The organism is Anoxybacillus sp. PDR2, from assembly GCF_009834045.1.
Classification (GTDB): domain Bacteria; phylum Bacillota; class Bacilli; order Bacillales; family Anoxybacillaceae; genus Anoxybacteroides; species Anoxybacteroides rupiense.
In genome coordinates, this window is the sequence record NZ_CP047158.1 from 3,385,590 (window position 1) to 3,402,444 (window position 16,855).

The following is a 16,855-nucleotide window of genomic DNA, read 5'->3' on the forward strand; positions in this document are numbered from 1 at the left end:
AATATGCTTCCATCTTATTTTCACGTGATATGTTCCCAAATTAAAATCCTAAGAATGTTGATAAAATGGCATTCTTGGGATTTTTTATTCGTCAATCCAATGAAATGGCTACTTATCATTCCCCGCTTTTCTTGGTCACCTCTATGTATATGAAAATTACAATGAATGGAACTCTATTTTTCCTTCTCCTTTTTTTATCCATTTCTTATGTTTTTTTAATTCTATTTGTTTATAATGAATGCCGCCGCCAAGAAAATCAAAATGTAATGGGCAGATTCTATGTTTCGGCCATCGGCAAACCGGATCGCCATGACCGCTTTTTTTTGGCATGATGCGTAACGAAACAGAAGTTCTTGCATCTTCCAGCCGTCATTGGTGGTATCAGGCGCGAGAAATATTGATATTCTATTACATGAATCATCAGCAAGAAAGGAGCAGAGATGGTCCATGCAAGAGCATTCGATTGTGGAGAAACGAGAACGGATCGCCATATGGATCGCCATTTTTCTTATCATTCTTTATCTTTCTCCGCTTTATATTTTAGGAGAAAATGCCCATATTCGCGTTCATGATAATTTAGATTCCAATATTGCTTGGTACAAGGTGCTTGTACGAAGCGGAGAACTATTTGGATCCATCAACGCGACGATTCCGCAAGTCATTAACGGACTGCCGCGCAATGCCTATGGCACCGAATTTAGCGGCATCGTTTGGCTTCACGCGTTGCTTCCGTCCATGGTAGCGTATGCCGTCAGCCAGACCATTACGCGCGGCTTCGCTTTTCTGGGGATGTATCTTTTATTAAAGCGGCATTTTCTTAAGGAAAAAGAAGCTTATCTTATTCGCGTCGGAGCAGCGCTCACCTTCGCTTTGACTCCTTTCTGGCCGTCGGGAATGCTTAGCACCCTCGGCATGCCGCTAGCACTTTGGGCTTTTCTGTCCATTCGAAACCGTCAAGCGTCATGGAAGGAATGGGCCACCCTTGCCCTTCTTCCGTTCTATGCAAGCTTTGTGCTCGGCTTTTTCTTTTTCTTAACGGCGATGGGGCTTCTTTGGCTTCGTGATGCGATTGGCAAAAAACAATGGAATATTCCGTTTCTCGGCAGTATCGTGTTCATGACAAGCCTATTTTTGGCCATCGAATACCGCCTTGTCTATTCGTTGCTTTTTAGCCATGAGCCGACTAGCCGAAACGAATTTGTGTCCTCAAAGCTTGGATTTTGGCATACGATCCATCTTGTATTTAAAAACTATTTTCTTGGTCATACCCATGTGATGACCGTGCATACTTTTATCATTCAGCCCATTCTGTTTCTTGCCTTTGCTTTCATCCTAAGAGCAAAGAAAGGGGAGCTCGAAAGACGTTTTTTGTTTTTATTCATTCTAAACTTTGTTTTATCCGTTTGGTACGCCTTTTGGTTTTATAAAGGCTGGCAGTCGCTCAAAGAACGATTTGCGTTGCTGAACACCTTTAATTTCGCTCGTTTCCATTTTTTGCGGCCTTTGGTCATTTATTTAGACTTTGCTTTAGCCTTGCAAATACTATGGCGCCGAAATAGAAGCTGGAAGCAGGTGGCTATGGCTGCCATCCTTTTGCAAACGCTGTTGTTAGGGGGATTCAATGAAGAAATTCGCTACCGTATCAGCGGCACACCGTCATTTAAAGAATTTTATGCAGAGCATTTATTTCATGAAATCAAAGAATACATCGGAAAACCGCCAAGCTCCTATCGTGTCGCCAGCATCGGCCTGCATCCGGCCATTGCGCAATATAACGGCTTTTATACATTGGATACGTACAATAATTTTTACCCATTGTCGTATAAACACTCTTTTCGCAAAATCATCGTGAAAGAGCTGGATAAGAGCCCAGAGCTGAAAGATTATTTCGATCACTGGGGCAATCGTGTCTACATTTTCTCAGCGGAGCTTGGAAAGCATTATGGCTTTCGCAAAACATCCCATAAGAAAATTTACCATTTAGAACTTCATACAGACGTATTTAAGAAAATGGGCGGACGCTATCTCTTTTCATCCGTTCCTATTATGAATGCCAAAGAAAATCATCTGCGTCTGCTTAAAGCATTTGAAGACTCCCAATCTGTTTGGAAAATCTATTTATACGAAGTGGAATAAAGGAGGAGAGACGGAATGGAAACGCCTGTTTTAACCATTGTGGTACCGTGCTATAACGAAGAAGAGGTATTTTTAGAAACAGCTAAACAGTTAACCGGTGTATTACAGCAGCTGCAAAAAGAGAAGCTGATTGCCTCTGAAAGCAAGCTATTGTTTGTCGACGATGGCAGCCGTGACCGGACATGGGAGCTTATCTTGGAGGAAAGCGAAAAAAATCCGCTGATCACCGGAATTAAGCTATCGCGCAATTTTGGACATCAACGCGCGCTGTTAGCTGGACTTCAAGCGGCCATGGAGTATTCGGACTGCGTTATTTCCATTGATGCTGATTTGCAAGACGATATCCAGGCCATTCGTGAATTTATTATAAAATATTGGGAAGGCTTTGATATTGTATACGGTGTGCGCCGTAGCCGCAGCACCGATACATGGTTCAAGCGGGCAACCGCACAAGGCTTTTACCGATTGATGCAAAAAATGGGCATCGCTCTGATCTATAATCATGCTGATTTCCGCTTAATGAGCCGGCGGGCGCTGCAAGAGCTCAGCCGTTATGACGAAGCCAATCTATTTCTGCGCGGTATCGTTCCGCTGCTGGGGTTCCGTTCGACTCAAGTGCTTTATGATCGAAAAGAACGCTTTGCTGGAGAATCGAAATATCCATTGAAAAAAATGCTGGCTTTCGCCTTGGATGGAGTGACTTCGTTTAGTGTCGTGCCGATTCGCTTCATTACATTTGTCGGCTTTCTTTCTTTTCTTCTTAGCAGCATCGCTGGTCTCTATGCTTTCATCGTCAAGCTGTTGGGATATGCCGAATCAGGATGGACATCCATTATGATCTCAATTTGGCTGATTGGAGGGCTTTTATTAATGAGCGTCGGTTTCATTGGAGAATACATTGGAAAAATCTATCAAGAAGTCAAAAGAAGACCGCGGTTTATCATTGAAGAAAATTTATATTCTCTGCGAATGAAAACAAACCAGAAAGAGCGGATCCATCTATGAATCATTCGTTCTTCCGCTTCTTGCTTGTCGGGTTGATTAATACCGCTGTCGGATTGTCTGTCATGTATGCGCTGCTTCATCTCGCTCATGTTTCCTATTGGGGGGCCACGTTGATCGGCAACACGATTGGCGCCATCGTCAGCTACTGCTTAAATCGTTTGTTTACATTTCGCAGTCATGCGCCCATCGGCAGCAGCGCTTTTCGTTTTGCACTTGTGATTATGGTATGCTACTTCTTTGCTTATCGGCTAGGCAAACAACTGGCTCACTGGACGATGGGCACGGTTTCCCTTCTGCCCGACCAGTATACCGATGATATGGCCATTTTATTCGGCACAGCGCTTTATACCATCTTCAATTACCTTGGACAAAAACGTCTCGTCTTCATCAAATGAAAAGGGAACGATTCGGCTTCGAACCGTTCCCTTTGTATTATTGGAATAACACTTTCATCGCTTCTTTTAACTGTTTGTCATTTTTATCATCACGGACCGCTTCCAGCACTTTCGTTTCAAGCAATTCAGCTGTTTGCTTGTCAATGCTTCCTGTAGCTGGAATTTTATTTTCTTGTTGGAATGACTTGACGGCCTCTACCGTTTCCTCGCTGAAATATCCATCCTCACGCCCCGGATCAAAACCGAGTCCTTTGAGCATTTGCTGGGCGTTTTTAATTTGCTCACTATTCATGTTGTATTGGAGGGCTTTATCAATATGAATCGGGCTGGCATGGAAGTATTCCGGCTGCTCCACAGTCACATCCGGCTTAACTCCTTTTTTATGAATCCAATTTCCATCAGGAGTCAACCATTTATAAAGCGTAAGTTTTAAGTTGCTGCCGTCGCCCATCGGGATGGCCTGCTGCACCGTGCCTTTTCCAAACGATGTTTCCCCCACCAGCTTATAACCGCCGGCTTCTTTCATGGCACCTGCTAAAATTTCCGACGCTGAGGCGCTACCTTTATCGATCAGCACAACAATCGGGTACGGCTTTTTCTCCGTCAAATTGGAGTAAAATTTTTGCTTGCGGCCATTGCGGTCCTCAATTTGGATATATGGCTTGCCCTTCGGAATAAACTGCTTTAAAATATCCTCTACACTTTGCAAGTAGCCTCCCGGATTACCGCGCACATCGATGACCAATCCATCCATTTTTTCCGATTCTAATTTCTCCAATTTCTTTTTAAAATCTTGAGCCGTATTTTCTGAGAATGAAGTAATCTCTAAATATCCTACTTTTTTGCCATTATACGTCTTGAGCGAATCGTAGACCGTTTCAATTGGGATTTCATCGCGTACGACGTTGACTCGAATCATATCCTTCATCCCCGGGCGAAGAATGTCCAAATGAACCGTCGTTCCCTTTTTGCCGCGAATTTTTAAGACCGCTTCATATAAATCAAGTCCTTCCAGACTTTGCCCGTTCACCTTCACGATCTGATCGTTTGGCTTCAGCCCCGCTTTTTCGGCTGGAGAGTTTTTAAATGGAGCGACAATCGTCACTTTTCCGTCCACCATGCTTACTTCTGCGCCAATTCCTTCAAACGAGGAATCAAGGGACTCATTAAATTGCTCAGCCGTTTCTTCATCCATGTATACAGAATATGGATCCTTCAGTGTGCCGATCATCCCTTGAATCGCGCCTTCGATTAGTTTTTGGTCATCCACCTTTTGCACATAACGGCTTTTAATGAGCTCATAAGCTTGTTGGATTTTTTTGAGCTCTTCCTGCTCATTTTTCCCCGTTTCCTTTGTGGCTTGCTCCGATTGGACGGAAAGACTGCTATTTTCATGACGATCCGTCAGCTGTATACCAGCATAGGTTCCGCCAGCTCCGACCAACATCGATAAAGCCATAAGCACTGCTGTCGTTTGCTTTTTCATCGTTTTCTCCTCCTCTATCCACACTACACCATGCAAGGAAAGGCACCACACAATCGTGCCGTGCGATGCCCTTTATCATCATTATATGAACAGCTTGTACAGCTTATGATCACATCTGCGCAATATTCAGTTTACACGTTTGCTTTTATTTTCTCAACTGATATGGTATTGGTTCCACTTGACGATATAAACGTGATGCGGCAACATTCCAAAGAGCAGGTGATTGGGGATTTCGCCGGATGGACGACCATCGAAAAAATGTCTGCTTTTGAATAGGCGATCATGTTTCATCTTCCATCTGTACTTAAAAAAGTGGAGAGAAGGAGGCCTTCATCAGAAAAGCCGCCTGATGATCCATAGTTTTATGATCTGTCGTTTTTCAGTCATCCGCTGTCTAAACAACAAGCTTCCGCATAGATCCATAGATGGATGAGCGGTATCATCCGGATTTCTGTCGGCTTTCCAAGGATCATCTGCTCCATCAGAAATGGTGTCTATGCAGCGAAAGGAAAGTCGATCACTACACTCTCATTTCTCCGTGATCAATTTGCGAGGTTTCAATTTGGATGGTCGTATGGAGGATTTTAAATTTTTCTTCAATCAAATGAATCGCCGCCTGCAAAATCTTTTGGCTGTCCTGACAGTCTTCAATCAGCATATGGCAGCTTAAAGAGTCCAGCCCGGATGTAATCGTCCAAATATGGAGATCATGGACATTGACCACTCCCTCAATGCTTTCAAGCGCTTTTTTCACCTCGTGCTGGTCAATCGTAATCGGCGTGCCCTCCATCAGAATATGAACCGTATGCTTAATCACTTCCCATGCCCCTTTCAAGATGAGAAGCGCAACAAGCACAGAAATAATTGGATCAGCTATATACCAGCCAAAAGCCCACATGACCAATCCAGCCATGATCGCTCCTACAGATCCTAGCGCATCGCCCAACACGTGCAGGTAGGCGCTGCGCAAATTCACATTATGCTTCACATCCCCTTTCCGCATTAACGCCCAAGCACTTAATAAATTCGCTATCAAACCGATCAAAGCAATCAGCATCATAGAACCGCTGGAAACCGTCGGCGGATGATAAAAACGCCCAATGGCTTCCCAAATAATAAATCCAGCGATAATAAACAACGTAACACCATTAAACAAAGCCGCTAAAATTTCAAACCGGTAAAAACCATACGTTTTATTGGGGGATGCAGGCCTGGCAGCAAACCAGATCGCAATAAGGCTAAGAAGCAGCGAACTGGCATCGCTCAGCATATGACCGGAATCGGACAAAAGGGCGAGACTGTTCGTCCATAATCCTCCTAAAAACTCGAGAATCATAATGCCAGCCGTAATGGAAAGAGCCACAATCAGCCCTTTTTTATTTCCTTCCCTTCCTAAATCATGATGGTGGTGTCCGTGATGATGGCCATGATGATGACCATGATGGTGATGATCATGATGATGGTGATGCATTGTTACACGCCTCCTCATTAATGGTGCTCTGAATGATCGATCGCCTGTTTTAATAGCGAAATAACGTGTTCGTCATCGCAAGAATAAAATAACGTTTTTCCTTCGCGCCGGTATTTCACGAGCCGCAAGTTTCGGAGCAGGCTCAGCTGATGAGAGACGGCTGATTGAGATAATTCCAGCACTTCAGCCATATGATTAACAGAACATTCCTCTTGAGACAATAAGTAAAGGAGCTTCATTCGTGTCGGGTCTGCCAGCGCTTTAAAGATTAACGACACATGTTCTACCGTTTCATCTGCTAAAAAAGCATGATCTTTTTTATCCAATTTGTTAGAGCCTCCTTTTTACAACACATGAACATATGATCATATGTATTATATTCTGTCTTTATGATTTCGTCTATCCTTTTTTCATTCTTTTTCGTTTTCTTTTTTCCTTATTCAGCATCCTAAAGAAAAATTAAGAAACACCAAACGGATAAAAAACCAAGCGTAGAAAGCAGCAGACAATCGATCATCTTTGTTTCCTTCAAAGCGGTTCCCAACATTTCCTTTGCAGCCACTGTCAACATGATCCCCACCGCCATGGTTGTCATCACGGCGGACAGCCAAGAAATATCCGCGCCATAACGGCTTCCAAGCAGCGCTCCAATCCCAACGGGAATCGACACGGCGATCGCTCCAAGAACCACTCCCATCATCCCCATTCCCGCCATCAGCAACGGGGTAAAAACCGCCAACCCTTCGGGAATATTATGAAAAATCACGGCCAGCCCCAGCTGCTCAGCCAACGGGGAACGGGCATTGACTCCTAAGGCGATCCCTGTGGGAAAATTATGTATAGCAATACTAAAAAGAAGATATACTCCCGAATGAATCCATGCATCATGGTTTTTCCTATTCGTCACGACAACCACTCGATGCCACATGCTTTCTAAGTGGTGATAAAGCCCATAACCTGCGGCTAATCCAATCACAGTAAGCAGCCAACCTCCTGCCGCCATGCTTTCCGGCAAAATTTCCACTACCGCAAGTCCAAAAATCATACCGCTGGACAATGAAAAAATAATAGGCGTTCCTTTATGCCAGCCGCAAAACAACCAAGCAACCGCTCCTCCTATGAGCATTCCAAGTGCGGAAGCGGAAAATCCGAACCATCCCAATGAGTCCATCCCCGATCTCTCCTTATTCCTTACCGCGAATCCTTTCTTTCTTCTCTTTACTACCATATGCGGCTGGACAAGAAAAAATCCGCCCATGTGAAGAAGCTTATCTATCTTTGAATAAAGGCTGAGTCTGCCGCTTTTTTCCGCTATGTGTCGCTTCACATCATGCTTTATATTCCCGTATGCGCCCCTTCCTCTTCATGTGCCTATCCCATGATCCAAAAATAAACGGCAGCTTGATCACCAGCTGCCGTGTCTTTTTCACTTGATTCCTAGTCATTCAACCACTGTCTCCCGCTCTGTTCGTACAGAAGATTTCACAAGTTTCTTGATTTCAATTAATCGGATATTGTGGCCCTCCATTTGTAAAACCTTAAACTCATGCCCATCGAATGCCAACGTCTCCCCTTGCTGAATATCAAATTTCTCTGTTAACATCCAGCCGCCAATCGTATCCACATCCGTGTCATCTATATGTGTTCCAAGCAAATCATTGACATCTTCAATCAACACTTTTCCTTCCACAATCATCGTATGTTCATTCACTTTGCGAATTCTCGGGACTTCATCGGCATCAAATTCATCTTGGATCTCCCCTACAATTTCCTCCAGTATATCTTCAACGGTAACAAGGCCCGCTGTCCCGCCATATTCATCAATGAGAATGGCCATATGAACCCGTTCACGCTGCATTTTAACGAGCAAATCATGAATCGGAATCGACTCAATTACCTGGATGATCGGACGAATATAGTCATCGATCTTCTTTTCTGCGGCTTGAGGATTGTGAATACAATCCGTTAAAATTTCTTTAATGTTCACCATGCCGACAATATGGTCCTTGTCGCCGTCCATCACGGGATAGCGTGTATACTTTTCTTGCTTCATAATTTCAAAATGATCGATGATGGAATCGTTTATATCAAAAGCAACAATCTCTGTGCGGGGCACCATGATTTCTTTGGCAATGCGATTGTCGAACTCAAAAATGTTATTGACATACTTATATTCAGACGGATTAATCTCGCCGCTCTTATAGCTTTCTGATAAAATCAGCCGCAATTCCTCTTCAGAATGAGCTACCTCATGCTCAGCCACAGGCTTTAAGCCAAATAACCCTGTAACCATCCGCGCGGATCCGTTTAGCGCCCAAATAAACGGGTACATCACTTTGTAGAAAAAAATTAACGGTTTGGAGCATAGCAGCGTAATCGTCTCGGCTTTTTGGATCGCCAGCGTTTTAGGCGCTAACTCGCCAACCACAACGTGCAAAAATGTAATGGTGGAGAAGGCGATGACAAAAGAAAGGATAGAAGCTACCGATTCGTTTATATGCATCTCTTCAAACAAAGGATGAAGCAAATGCATGACGGTGGGTTCGCCCAGCCAGCCGAGACCTAACGCGGTAATGGTGATGCCAAGCTGGCAGGCCGACAAGTATTCATCCAAATTGCTGATAACGCGCTTTGCGGCGATCGCGCTCCTGTTTCCTTCCGCTACAAGCTGGTCAATACGTGTGCTGCGCACTTTGACAATCGCAAACTCCGAGGCGACAAAGAATGCCGTTAAAGCAATTAAAACGGCAACCATCAATAAATTCACTATTTCCAATTAAACTCTCCAGCTGAAGGCAGCTAGAGAACCCACCTCCTGTCCATTGAATCCATAAGCTTTATTCCTCGTTATTCCCTTGAAAGAAAATCATGACAAACTTCATTAACTCTAAAACAGAGATCAAAGCAGCCGCTACATAAGTAAGCGCTGCAGCGTTTAATACTTTTTTCACGCCCCGCTCTTCCTGATGAACAATCATTCCTTGCGCAAGAAGCAATTGTTTGGCGCGGGAGCTTGCATTAAACTCTACCGGCAGCGTGATTAGCTGGAATGCTACAGCCGCGGAGAAGAGGATGATCCCAAATCCAATAAGCGATGTTTGATGAAGCAAAAATCCAAGCAATAAAAGAAAAGGAGCGATCCCGGACGAAAAATTCACAAGCGGAAACATGCGATGACGCCAAACTAACGCACCGTATGATTGCTGATGCTGAATAGCATGCCCGACTTCATGAGCGGCCACCGATAAAGCCGCAATCGAATGCCCATAATAAACAGGCTCAGATAATCGAACCGTTTTGGATAACGGATCGTAATGATCTGTCAACGCGCCAGCCACAGGCTCAACGGGAACATGATATAAGCCTTGAGAATCCAAAATTCTTCTTGCTACTTCAGCTCCTGTCAGTGAAGAGCCCGCAGGCACTTTCGCCCATTGGTTGAAAGTTCCTTTTACTTTAAATTGTGCCCAAAGTGACAATCCAAATGCTAAAAAGATAAAAATGTCCATCGGATGAAATAACATCATTTTCCCTCCTACTGCCATATGGTGTTTACATCTATTCAATCGGCCTGCCGTACCGCCTTCATAGGAAGTTTTGCTGCATGATGCTCTCGCTTTGACAAAGCTGGGGCCTCAGGGATGCAACCCTTTTTTTGTTGGTTAAATAAAAGGATTCTCCCCAAGCAATATCGCTAATGCGTGCAACAACCCATATCCTTGCTGTGCTAACGGTTTGGTCATCAGCTTCATCTGCTGTTTATTGAGATGCTGAAGCAACGGTTTTAATTCCAACACTTCTTCTTGAATATGCTTCATCTGCTCCTGAAGATGCTCAATCTTATTGGCAATTTCCTCTACAGAAAACGATAAATTCTTCATCGTCTGTACGCGTTCTTTGATTTCTTCCAGCGTTAAATTTTGTTTCTTTAACACATGGATCAGCCGCAAATATTCGAGACTCTCTTCAGGATAATAACGATAATTCGATTCAGAACGAAGGGGTTCAAGCAAGCCAAGCTGTGTATAATAATCGATCGTCCGTTTCGATACACCTGCTAATTCCGCAAGTTCGCCAATTTTAAACAACTTCCCAATACATTCACCCCTTTCATTGATTTTCATTCTTTTAATTCATATTGTACCTATAAAAACCATACAGTCAAACGTTATGCTGTATAGTTTTTTTATATAAGACAACATAATTCGGCAACTTTTCTCTTCCAATCATCTACCTTCAACGTTCATGGCACCGAACAAACCGCTTTCTCGCTCTGCAAGCAGTTTTCCATCATCATGGGGAGTGCACAGGATTCTTCCAATCATGGATCTTTCAGTTGTATTTACACATATAAGTTCACTTTATGAATATATACGAATGGATGGCGGGGAAGGATTCATCTATTTTTATGCATCAGGAAAGCCGATTTCGCCCATCATGCATGGCGGGGAGCTAATCTAGAAAGTGCTTCTTGGAGATCGAGGAATAGACCTTTTGGCCGTCAAATTCTTAAAGGCGATTTACTTGATCCGCAGGCTTTGTTAAAATTAAAAAGAAAGCCGCTTTCCACTGCCATTCAGAAAGCGGCTTTCCAAGAGTTCACATATTATCATTTGATTAATTTCGAATGAGGTAATCAAATGCGCCCAAAGCGGCGGTCGCGCCTGATCCCATCGAAATAATGATCTGCTTATATGCGCTATCTGTGCAGTCGCCTGCCGCAAATACGCCAGGGATGTTCGTAGCCCCTCGCTTATCGACGATAATTTCGCCGAAGCGGTTGCGCTCAACAGTTCCCTCTAACCAATCGGTATTTGGCACAAGACCAATCTGCACGAATACGCCTTGTAGTTCAAGGTGATGCTCTTCACCTGTTTCGCGGTCAATGTAAGAAATGCCGTTTACTCGGTCTGTACCGGTAATTTCCTTTGTTTGGACGTTCTTAAGAACGGTGACATTAGGCAAACTGTAGAGGCGCTCTTGAAGAACGGCATCAGCTTTTAATTCCGGCATAAATTCAAAGACGGTGACATGCTTGACAATACCGGCAAGATCAATCGCTGCCTCTACGCCGGAATTGCCGCCTCCAATAACGGCCACATGCTTTCCTTCAAACAACGGACCGTCGCAATGAGGGCAGTAGGCCACTCCTTTGTTTTTGAACTCAGCCTCACCTGGCACCCCAAGATTGCGCCAGCGAGCGCCTGTTGCCAAAACCACTGTCTTGCTTTTTAAAACCGCGCCATTTTCAAGCTCGATTTCAATAAGATCTTTCTTTTCTAAGCGCTTCACTCGCTGCGAATCCATGATATCGATATCATACTGTTTGACATGCTCCTCAAGACTCGCTGCAAGCTTAGGGCCTTCTGTATATTTGACACTGATAAAATTCTCAATGCCCAACGTATCCAATATTTGTCCCCCAAAACGTTCAGCTACAATACCCGTGCGAATGCCTTTTCGCGCTGCATAAATCGCTGCCGTTGCACCAGCTGGACCGCCACCGACAACAAGCACATCAAATGGTTCTTTTTCAGCGAAAGCGGAGGCATCCAAAGTGCTTCCTATCTTTGAAAGAATTTCTTCAAGAGACATCCGTCCGCTGCCAAAAAGCTCTCCATTTAAGAATACAGTCGGAACGGCCATAATCCCCTTGCTTTCTGCCTCATCCTTAAACGCTGCACCGTCAATCATCGTATGCGAAATGCCCGGATTCAGGATGCTCATTAAATTCAAGGCTTGTACAACGTCAGGGCAGTTATGGCATGTCAAGCTTACATAGGATTCAAAATGATAGGTGCCTTTTATGTTTTTAATTCGTTCAATTACTTTCTGATCGACCTTTGGAGGTCTTCCACTTGTCTGGAGTAGAGCCAACACCAATGAAGTAAACTCATGGCCCAATGGAACGCCGGCAAATGTGACCCCTGTGTCTTCGCCGATGCGATTCACACTAAAGCTTGGCGTTCTCTCTAGCTGTGTGTTCTCTACTTTGATTTTAGGAGACATGGTGGCCAATTCATCCACAAGAGCCAGCATATCGCGGGATACGCTATCGGATCCCGCGCTGACTTTAAGAAGTACGTCTCCTTCCATCAATTGCAGATATTGGGCCAGCTGTGCTTTTATTTCTGCATCCAATATCATGTTGATGTCCCCTCTTAAATTTTACCTACAAGATCAAGGCTTGGTTTCAGTGTTGCTGATCCTTCTTGCCATTTAGCTGGACAAACTTCACCAGGATTATTGCGAACATATTGCGCAGCTTTAATTTTGTTAATCAATGTGCTTGCATCACGGCCGATACCGTCAGCATTAATCTCAACCGCTTGGATCACACCGTCTGGATCAATAATAAACGTACCGCGTTGAGCAAGACCTGCTTCTTCATCTAATACATCAAACATGCGAGATAGTTTTTGTGAAGGGTCGCCAATCATAATGTATTCGATTTTGTTAATGGTTTCAGATGTATCATGCCATGCTTTATGTGTGAAATGCGTATCTGTTGAAACAGAATATACTTCAACACCAAGCTCTTTTAAAGTTGCATAGTTATTTTGTAAGTCTTCAAGCTCTGTAGGGCATACGAATGTAAAGTCAGCTGGATAGAAGCAAACAACGCTCCATTTTCCTTTAAAGTTTTGCTCTGTCACATCGATAAACTCTCCATTATGGAACGCTTTTGCTTGGAATGATTGTACCTCTTTGCCGATTAAAGACATCTTCATCTACCTCCTAAAAATAGTGCTGGAATAATTCACAGATTGTTACACAAGCCACTTGTGCAAATTATAATAATTATAATTCGATATTTATTATCATATAGTAGTATCTATTTGTCAATAGATATGATTCAAATTTATTTTGATTTTATCCCTCAGACAATCGAAAGCGGCCATTCTCCTCCATGCTGCGCTCCGCCGCTGATCATCTTTTCTCATTTAGCGACCATTTGATCGATAATGAATGAGAATAAGCAACCGTTTCCTCTGAATGAGTCACGATCCACATTGACGAAAAGACGCGCTTTTCAAACATTTCTGCGTATGGCTACTGATTTTAATAGGTTTGTAAGGAGAAGCAAAGCGAAAGCGTGTTTTGAGCCATTGATAACAAGCGCTAGATCTTTTCCCGCACAAGTATATGTGACACTCCTTGCTTGAGGAGCCGGCTCACTTAACGATCATCGCATATGCCCAATCAAAAGCATACACTTTTATTTTGCCCCCATCATGATAAGAACATACAAGCAAAGAACGTTCAGCGAAGAAGGATTCGATCATCAAAGTGTTTTTTCAAATCAAACGGAAAGACAAAGCTGCTGAGCCAATGTGACATCATACAGAGATAGAAGCATCGGGAGATCATCGGCACCTGATCAGCGATCTGCCGTTTCATGCTGTGCGGTCTACTGAAAAACGGAATCCGGTTATAGCAAGAGACAAAACCGAATCTCTATAAAATTCTAAAATATTCCATATAAAATCCATATCCGTCTTTATTTTACTCTTTTCCCTTTCTAAAGTAAACTCACCTGCCTAATCGCAAAGAATCGTTTCACTATCAACCAGTCCCCTCGTATTTCGTATCTTAAGTTCCCTCCCTATGACGTGGTGCTAGTATCTCCCTCGCAAATGAAGAGGTGGGAGACTTCTTGATAGGTATGTTAAAACAATCTCAAATGATATTCAATGATCCTGTTTCATAAGTAAAAAAGGACTGATTCAATTGAACCATTCATACAGAAACCTTGCCATGCCATCCTCCCTTCATAAAAAATGCACAACTTGCTGAAAGGGCTATCCAGACAAGTTGTGCATGTTGATGCTGCTTTTTAAATTTTAGATTTATGTAGCTGTAATCAATAGTGATAAAATCGGTTTAAAATTCCCCAAAATAACAGATCATCGTTTCGAAACAACATCTTAGATGGCGTGGAGAAACGATGCTGAAGATAGGGGAGTTTTTTATGATTCGAGAGTTGTATCAGAAAGGTTGGACTCAAACAGCGATTGCCAAAGAAACAGGATTTGATCGGAAAACCATTCGTAAGTATCTAAAGGAGGACAAGCTTCCAGAACGTAAAGTCAGTGAGAAAAAAAGAAAAAGCAAACTAGATCCTTATAAAAGCTATCTTCTTCAACGAATACAAGAAGGTACGACAAATGGTGTGGTTCTCTTTGAAGAGATTCAAGCGATGGGATACACCGGCAGGATAATGATATGAAGAGATTTTGTTCGGCCGTATCATATTCTCGAATGAAATATGTGGAATTTACGACCAAGATGAATGTGGAATAGGTACAAGAAAGTTTTAAATTTGTCTTAACAACTCCAGATAATAGTCAACAAATAGCGATTGTTAGCAATTATATTTTAATTGTTCTAATGATTATCGTGAAAGCAGTTTATGAAATTTTTTATAAGCAAAAACGAAGAAATAAACCAAGAAGAAGCTATTTGTTTAAAGGGAGATGGAAAACGAGGCAATCGCTCCATTTTTAATTTTTTATAAACGTTATCTTTTGCGAAAAGGACAACATAAGATATATGTTGAATGTAATAAGTAAATACTACAAACATTCGATATGTTATACATAAAATAAGTTCGACTGTTATAATCGTATTTGCGGAGGTGAAGATATTGAATGAAATAGAACTAAAAAAATTATTGGATGAGTTTAGAAGTCTCCCCTCCGAAAATGAATGGGTAGAGTTTAAAGAAGCCAAGAGTAATTTTCATTTTGATGATTTAGGCGAATACTTTTCAGCGTTGAGCAATGAGGCTAACTTAAAAAATCAGCCTTATGGGTGGCTTATTTTTGGAGTAAAAGATAAAAATAAAGAAATTGTTGGAACACAATACAGAGAAAATAGAGCCGATTTAGATCGCCTTAAATATGAGATATCAAGGCATACAAACGATGGATTATCGTTTGTTGAGATTTATGAACTTTTTTATCCCGAGGGCAGGGTGATTATGTTTCAGATTCCTGCTGCGCCAAAAGGAATGCCAACATCTTGGAAAGGTCATTATTTTGGCCGAAATGGCGAGTCGAAAAGTCCACTCAGCATACAAGAAATCGAAAGTATTCGCACTCAACGTATGAAAGAAGATTGGTCGGCTGGGATTTGCCCCGGTGCTACGATTGACGCCTTAGATAAAACCGCCATTGAGAAGGCAAGAGAAGAGTATAAAAAGAAAAATCCGCATTTAGCCGAAGATGTTGATAAATGGGATGATATAACGTTTCTGAATAAAGCAAGGGTAACGATTAACGGACAAATTACAAGAGCAGCTATTATATTGCTTGGTAAACCTGAATCCGAACATTTTTTGGCGCCAGCTGTTGCAAAAATGACATGGATTTTGAAAGACGAACATAATATTGAGAGGGACTATGAGCATTTTGGGCCTCCATTTATTTTAAACACAAATGAACTTTTTGCAAAAATCCGCAATTTAAAATATCGCTATATGCCGGACCAAAGTTTGTTCCCCATTGAAGTGAATCAGTATGATCCTTATGTCATTCGTGAAGCGTTGCATAACTGTATTGCTCATCAAGATTACACTCTTCAAGGACGAATTAATGTTGTTGAAAAACCAGAGGAATTAATTTTTACAAATCTTGGTGAGTTTATTCCTAAAACGATTGAGAATGTGATTAAACGTGATGCACCTCAAGAATATTATCGAAATCGCTTTTTAGCCGAAGCAATGGTCAATCTGAATATGATTGATACAATTGGTTCGGGAATTAAGAAAATGTTTTTAGAACAACGAAAAAGATTCTTTCCAATGCCAGATTATGATTTAAGTGAGCCAAATAAAGTTAAGGTAACTATTTACGGCAAAATACTGGATTACAACTATACTCGCATGCTGATTAATCATACAGATCTGGATCTCAGCGTAGTGATTGCATTAGATAAGGTACAAAAAAAGCAGCGCATCACACAAGAAGAAGCAAAAAAATTAAGGGCATTAAAATTAGTGGAAGGCAGATATCCAAACCTATATGTTTCCGCTAAAATTTCTGAACTTACAGGAGATAAGACTACTTATATTAAAAACAGGGCTTTTAACAAAGAGCATTATAAGCAAATGATTATTTTATTTTTGCGTCAGTACAAAGTGGCAAATAGAAAAGATATTGATGATTTGTTGCTAGATAAACTATCTGATGCTCTTGATGAGAAGCAGAAAAGAAAGTACATCGGCAATTTGCTTCAAGAAATGTCTAAAAAGGATAAAACCATTGTCAATCAAGGTTCTTCCCGCTATCCAAAATGGGTATTAACTAATTAGTTAAACTTAGTTTTAAATTAGTTATAGGTTTAGTTAATAAAATTAGT

General features: G+C 42.1%; 13 protein-coding genes and 1 pseudogene. 5 read left to right on the plus strand and 9 right to left on the minus strand.

What is annotated here, in order from left to right:
• Positions 1-447 precede the first annotated feature (447 nt).
• Genes GRQ40_RS16350 through GRQ40_RS16360 form a run of 3 tightly spaced genes read left to right on the plus strand, consistent with a single transcriptional unit; the run spans position 448 to position 3,536 of the window.
• The gene (locus GRQ40_RS16350; protein ID WP_159720378.1) at positions 448-2,136 is read left to right on the plus strand and encodes a DUF6044 family protein; all 1,689 of its coding nucleotides are present in this window, start codon (positions 448-450) and stop codon (positions 2,134-2,136) included.
• 15 nt (positions 2,137-2,151) lie between these two features.
• Positions 2,152-3,141, plus strand: coding sequence for a glycosyltransferase family 2 protein (locus GRQ40_RS16355; protein WP_080860209.1), 990 nt, complete (start codon positions 2,152-2,154; stop codon positions 3,139-3,141).
• A complete protein-coding gene (locus GRQ40_RS16360; RefSeq protein WP_080860212.1) occupies positions 3,138-3,536 on the plus strand; it encodes a GtrA family protein in 399 nt (132 codons plus the stop codon). The genes GRQ40_RS16355 and GRQ40_RS16360 overlap by 4 nt, the downstream gene beginning before the upstream one ends.
• A gap of 37 nt (positions 3,537-3,573) precedes the next feature.
• On the opposite strand, the gene GRQ40_RS16365 is transcribed toward GRQ40_RS16360, so the two are convergent.
• From GRQ40_RS16365 to ahpC, 9 genes are all read right to left on the minus strand, one after another.
• Complete coding sequence (locus GRQ40_RS16365) at positions 3,574-5,022, minus strand: S41 family peptidase (RefSeq protein WP_159720379.1); 1,449 nt, start codon at positions 5,020-5,022, stop codon at positions 3,574-3,576.
• A 520-nt stretch (positions 5,023-5,542) separates the two neighbouring features.
• On the minus strand, positions 5,543-6,493 hold the full coding sequence (locus GRQ40_RS16370; protein ID WP_066149634.1) for a cation diffusion facilitator family transporter: 951 nt from the start codon (positions 6,491-6,493) through the stop codon (positions 5,543-5,545).
• Positions 6,494-6,510: 17 nt separating this feature from the next.
• Positions 6,511-6,819 carry an ArsR/SmtB family transcription factor gene (locus tag GRQ40_RS16375; protein ID WP_066149632.1) on the minus strand — a complete coding sequence of 103 codons (309 nt, stop codon included), beginning with the start codon at positions 6,817-6,819 and terminating at the stop codon, positions 6,511-6,513.
• Between the two features lie 122 nt (positions 6,820-6,941).
• Positions 6,942-7,664 (minus strand): ZIP family metal transporter, encoded by a 723-nt coding sequence (locus tag GRQ40_RS16380; protein WP_159720380.1) that lies wholly within the window; start codon positions 7,662-7,664, stop codon positions 6,942-6,944.
• 270 nt (positions 7,665-7,934) lie between these two features.
• Entirely contained in the window at positions 7,935-9,269 is a 1,335-nt protein-coding gene (locus GRQ40_RS16385) for a hemolysin family protein (protein ID WP_159720381.1), read from the minus strand.
• Positions 9,270-9,330: 61 nt separating this feature from the next.
• Complete coding sequence (locus GRQ40_RS16390) at positions 9,331-10,017, minus strand: zinc metallopeptidase (RefSeq protein ID WP_044741479.1); 687 nt, start codon at positions 10,015-10,017, stop codon at positions 9,331-9,333.
• A 138-nt stretch (positions 10,018-10,155) separates the two neighbouring features.
• Positions 10,156-10,617, minus strand: coding sequence for a MerR family transcriptional regulator (locus GRQ40_RS16395; protein ID WP_159720382.1), 462 nt, complete (start codon positions 10,615-10,617; stop codon positions 10,156-10,158).
• Between the two features lie 493 nt (positions 10,618-11,110).
• A complete protein-coding gene (gene ahpF / locus GRQ40_RS16400; protein ID WP_159720383.1) occupies positions 11,111-12,640 on the minus strand; it encodes an alkyl hydroperoxide reductase subunit F in 1,530 nt (509 codons plus the stop codon).
• Between the two features lie 14 nt (positions 12,641-12,654).
• The gene (gene ahpC / locus GRQ40_RS16405; RefSeq protein ID WP_159720384.1) at positions 12,655-13,218 is read right to left on the minus strand and encodes an alkyl hydroperoxide reductase subunit C; all 564 of its coding nucleotides are present in this window, start codon (positions 13,216-13,218) and stop codon (positions 12,655-12,657) included.
• A gap of 1,223 nt (positions 13,219-14,441) precedes the next feature.
• Here ahpC and GRQ40_RS16410 point away from each other — a divergent pair.
• Positions 14,442-14,720 (plus strand): annotated as a pseudogene (locus tag GRQ40_RS16410) (IS21 family transposase); the annotation flags it as partial.
• 411 nt (positions 14,721-15,131) lie between these two features.
• Complete coding sequence (locus tag GRQ40_RS16415; RefSeq protein WP_159720385.1) at positions 15,132-16,808, plus strand: RNA-binding domain-containing protein; 1,677 nt, start codon at positions 15,132-15,134, stop codon at positions 16,806-16,808.
• The last annotated feature ends 47 nt before the right edge of the window (positions 16,809-16,855 follow it).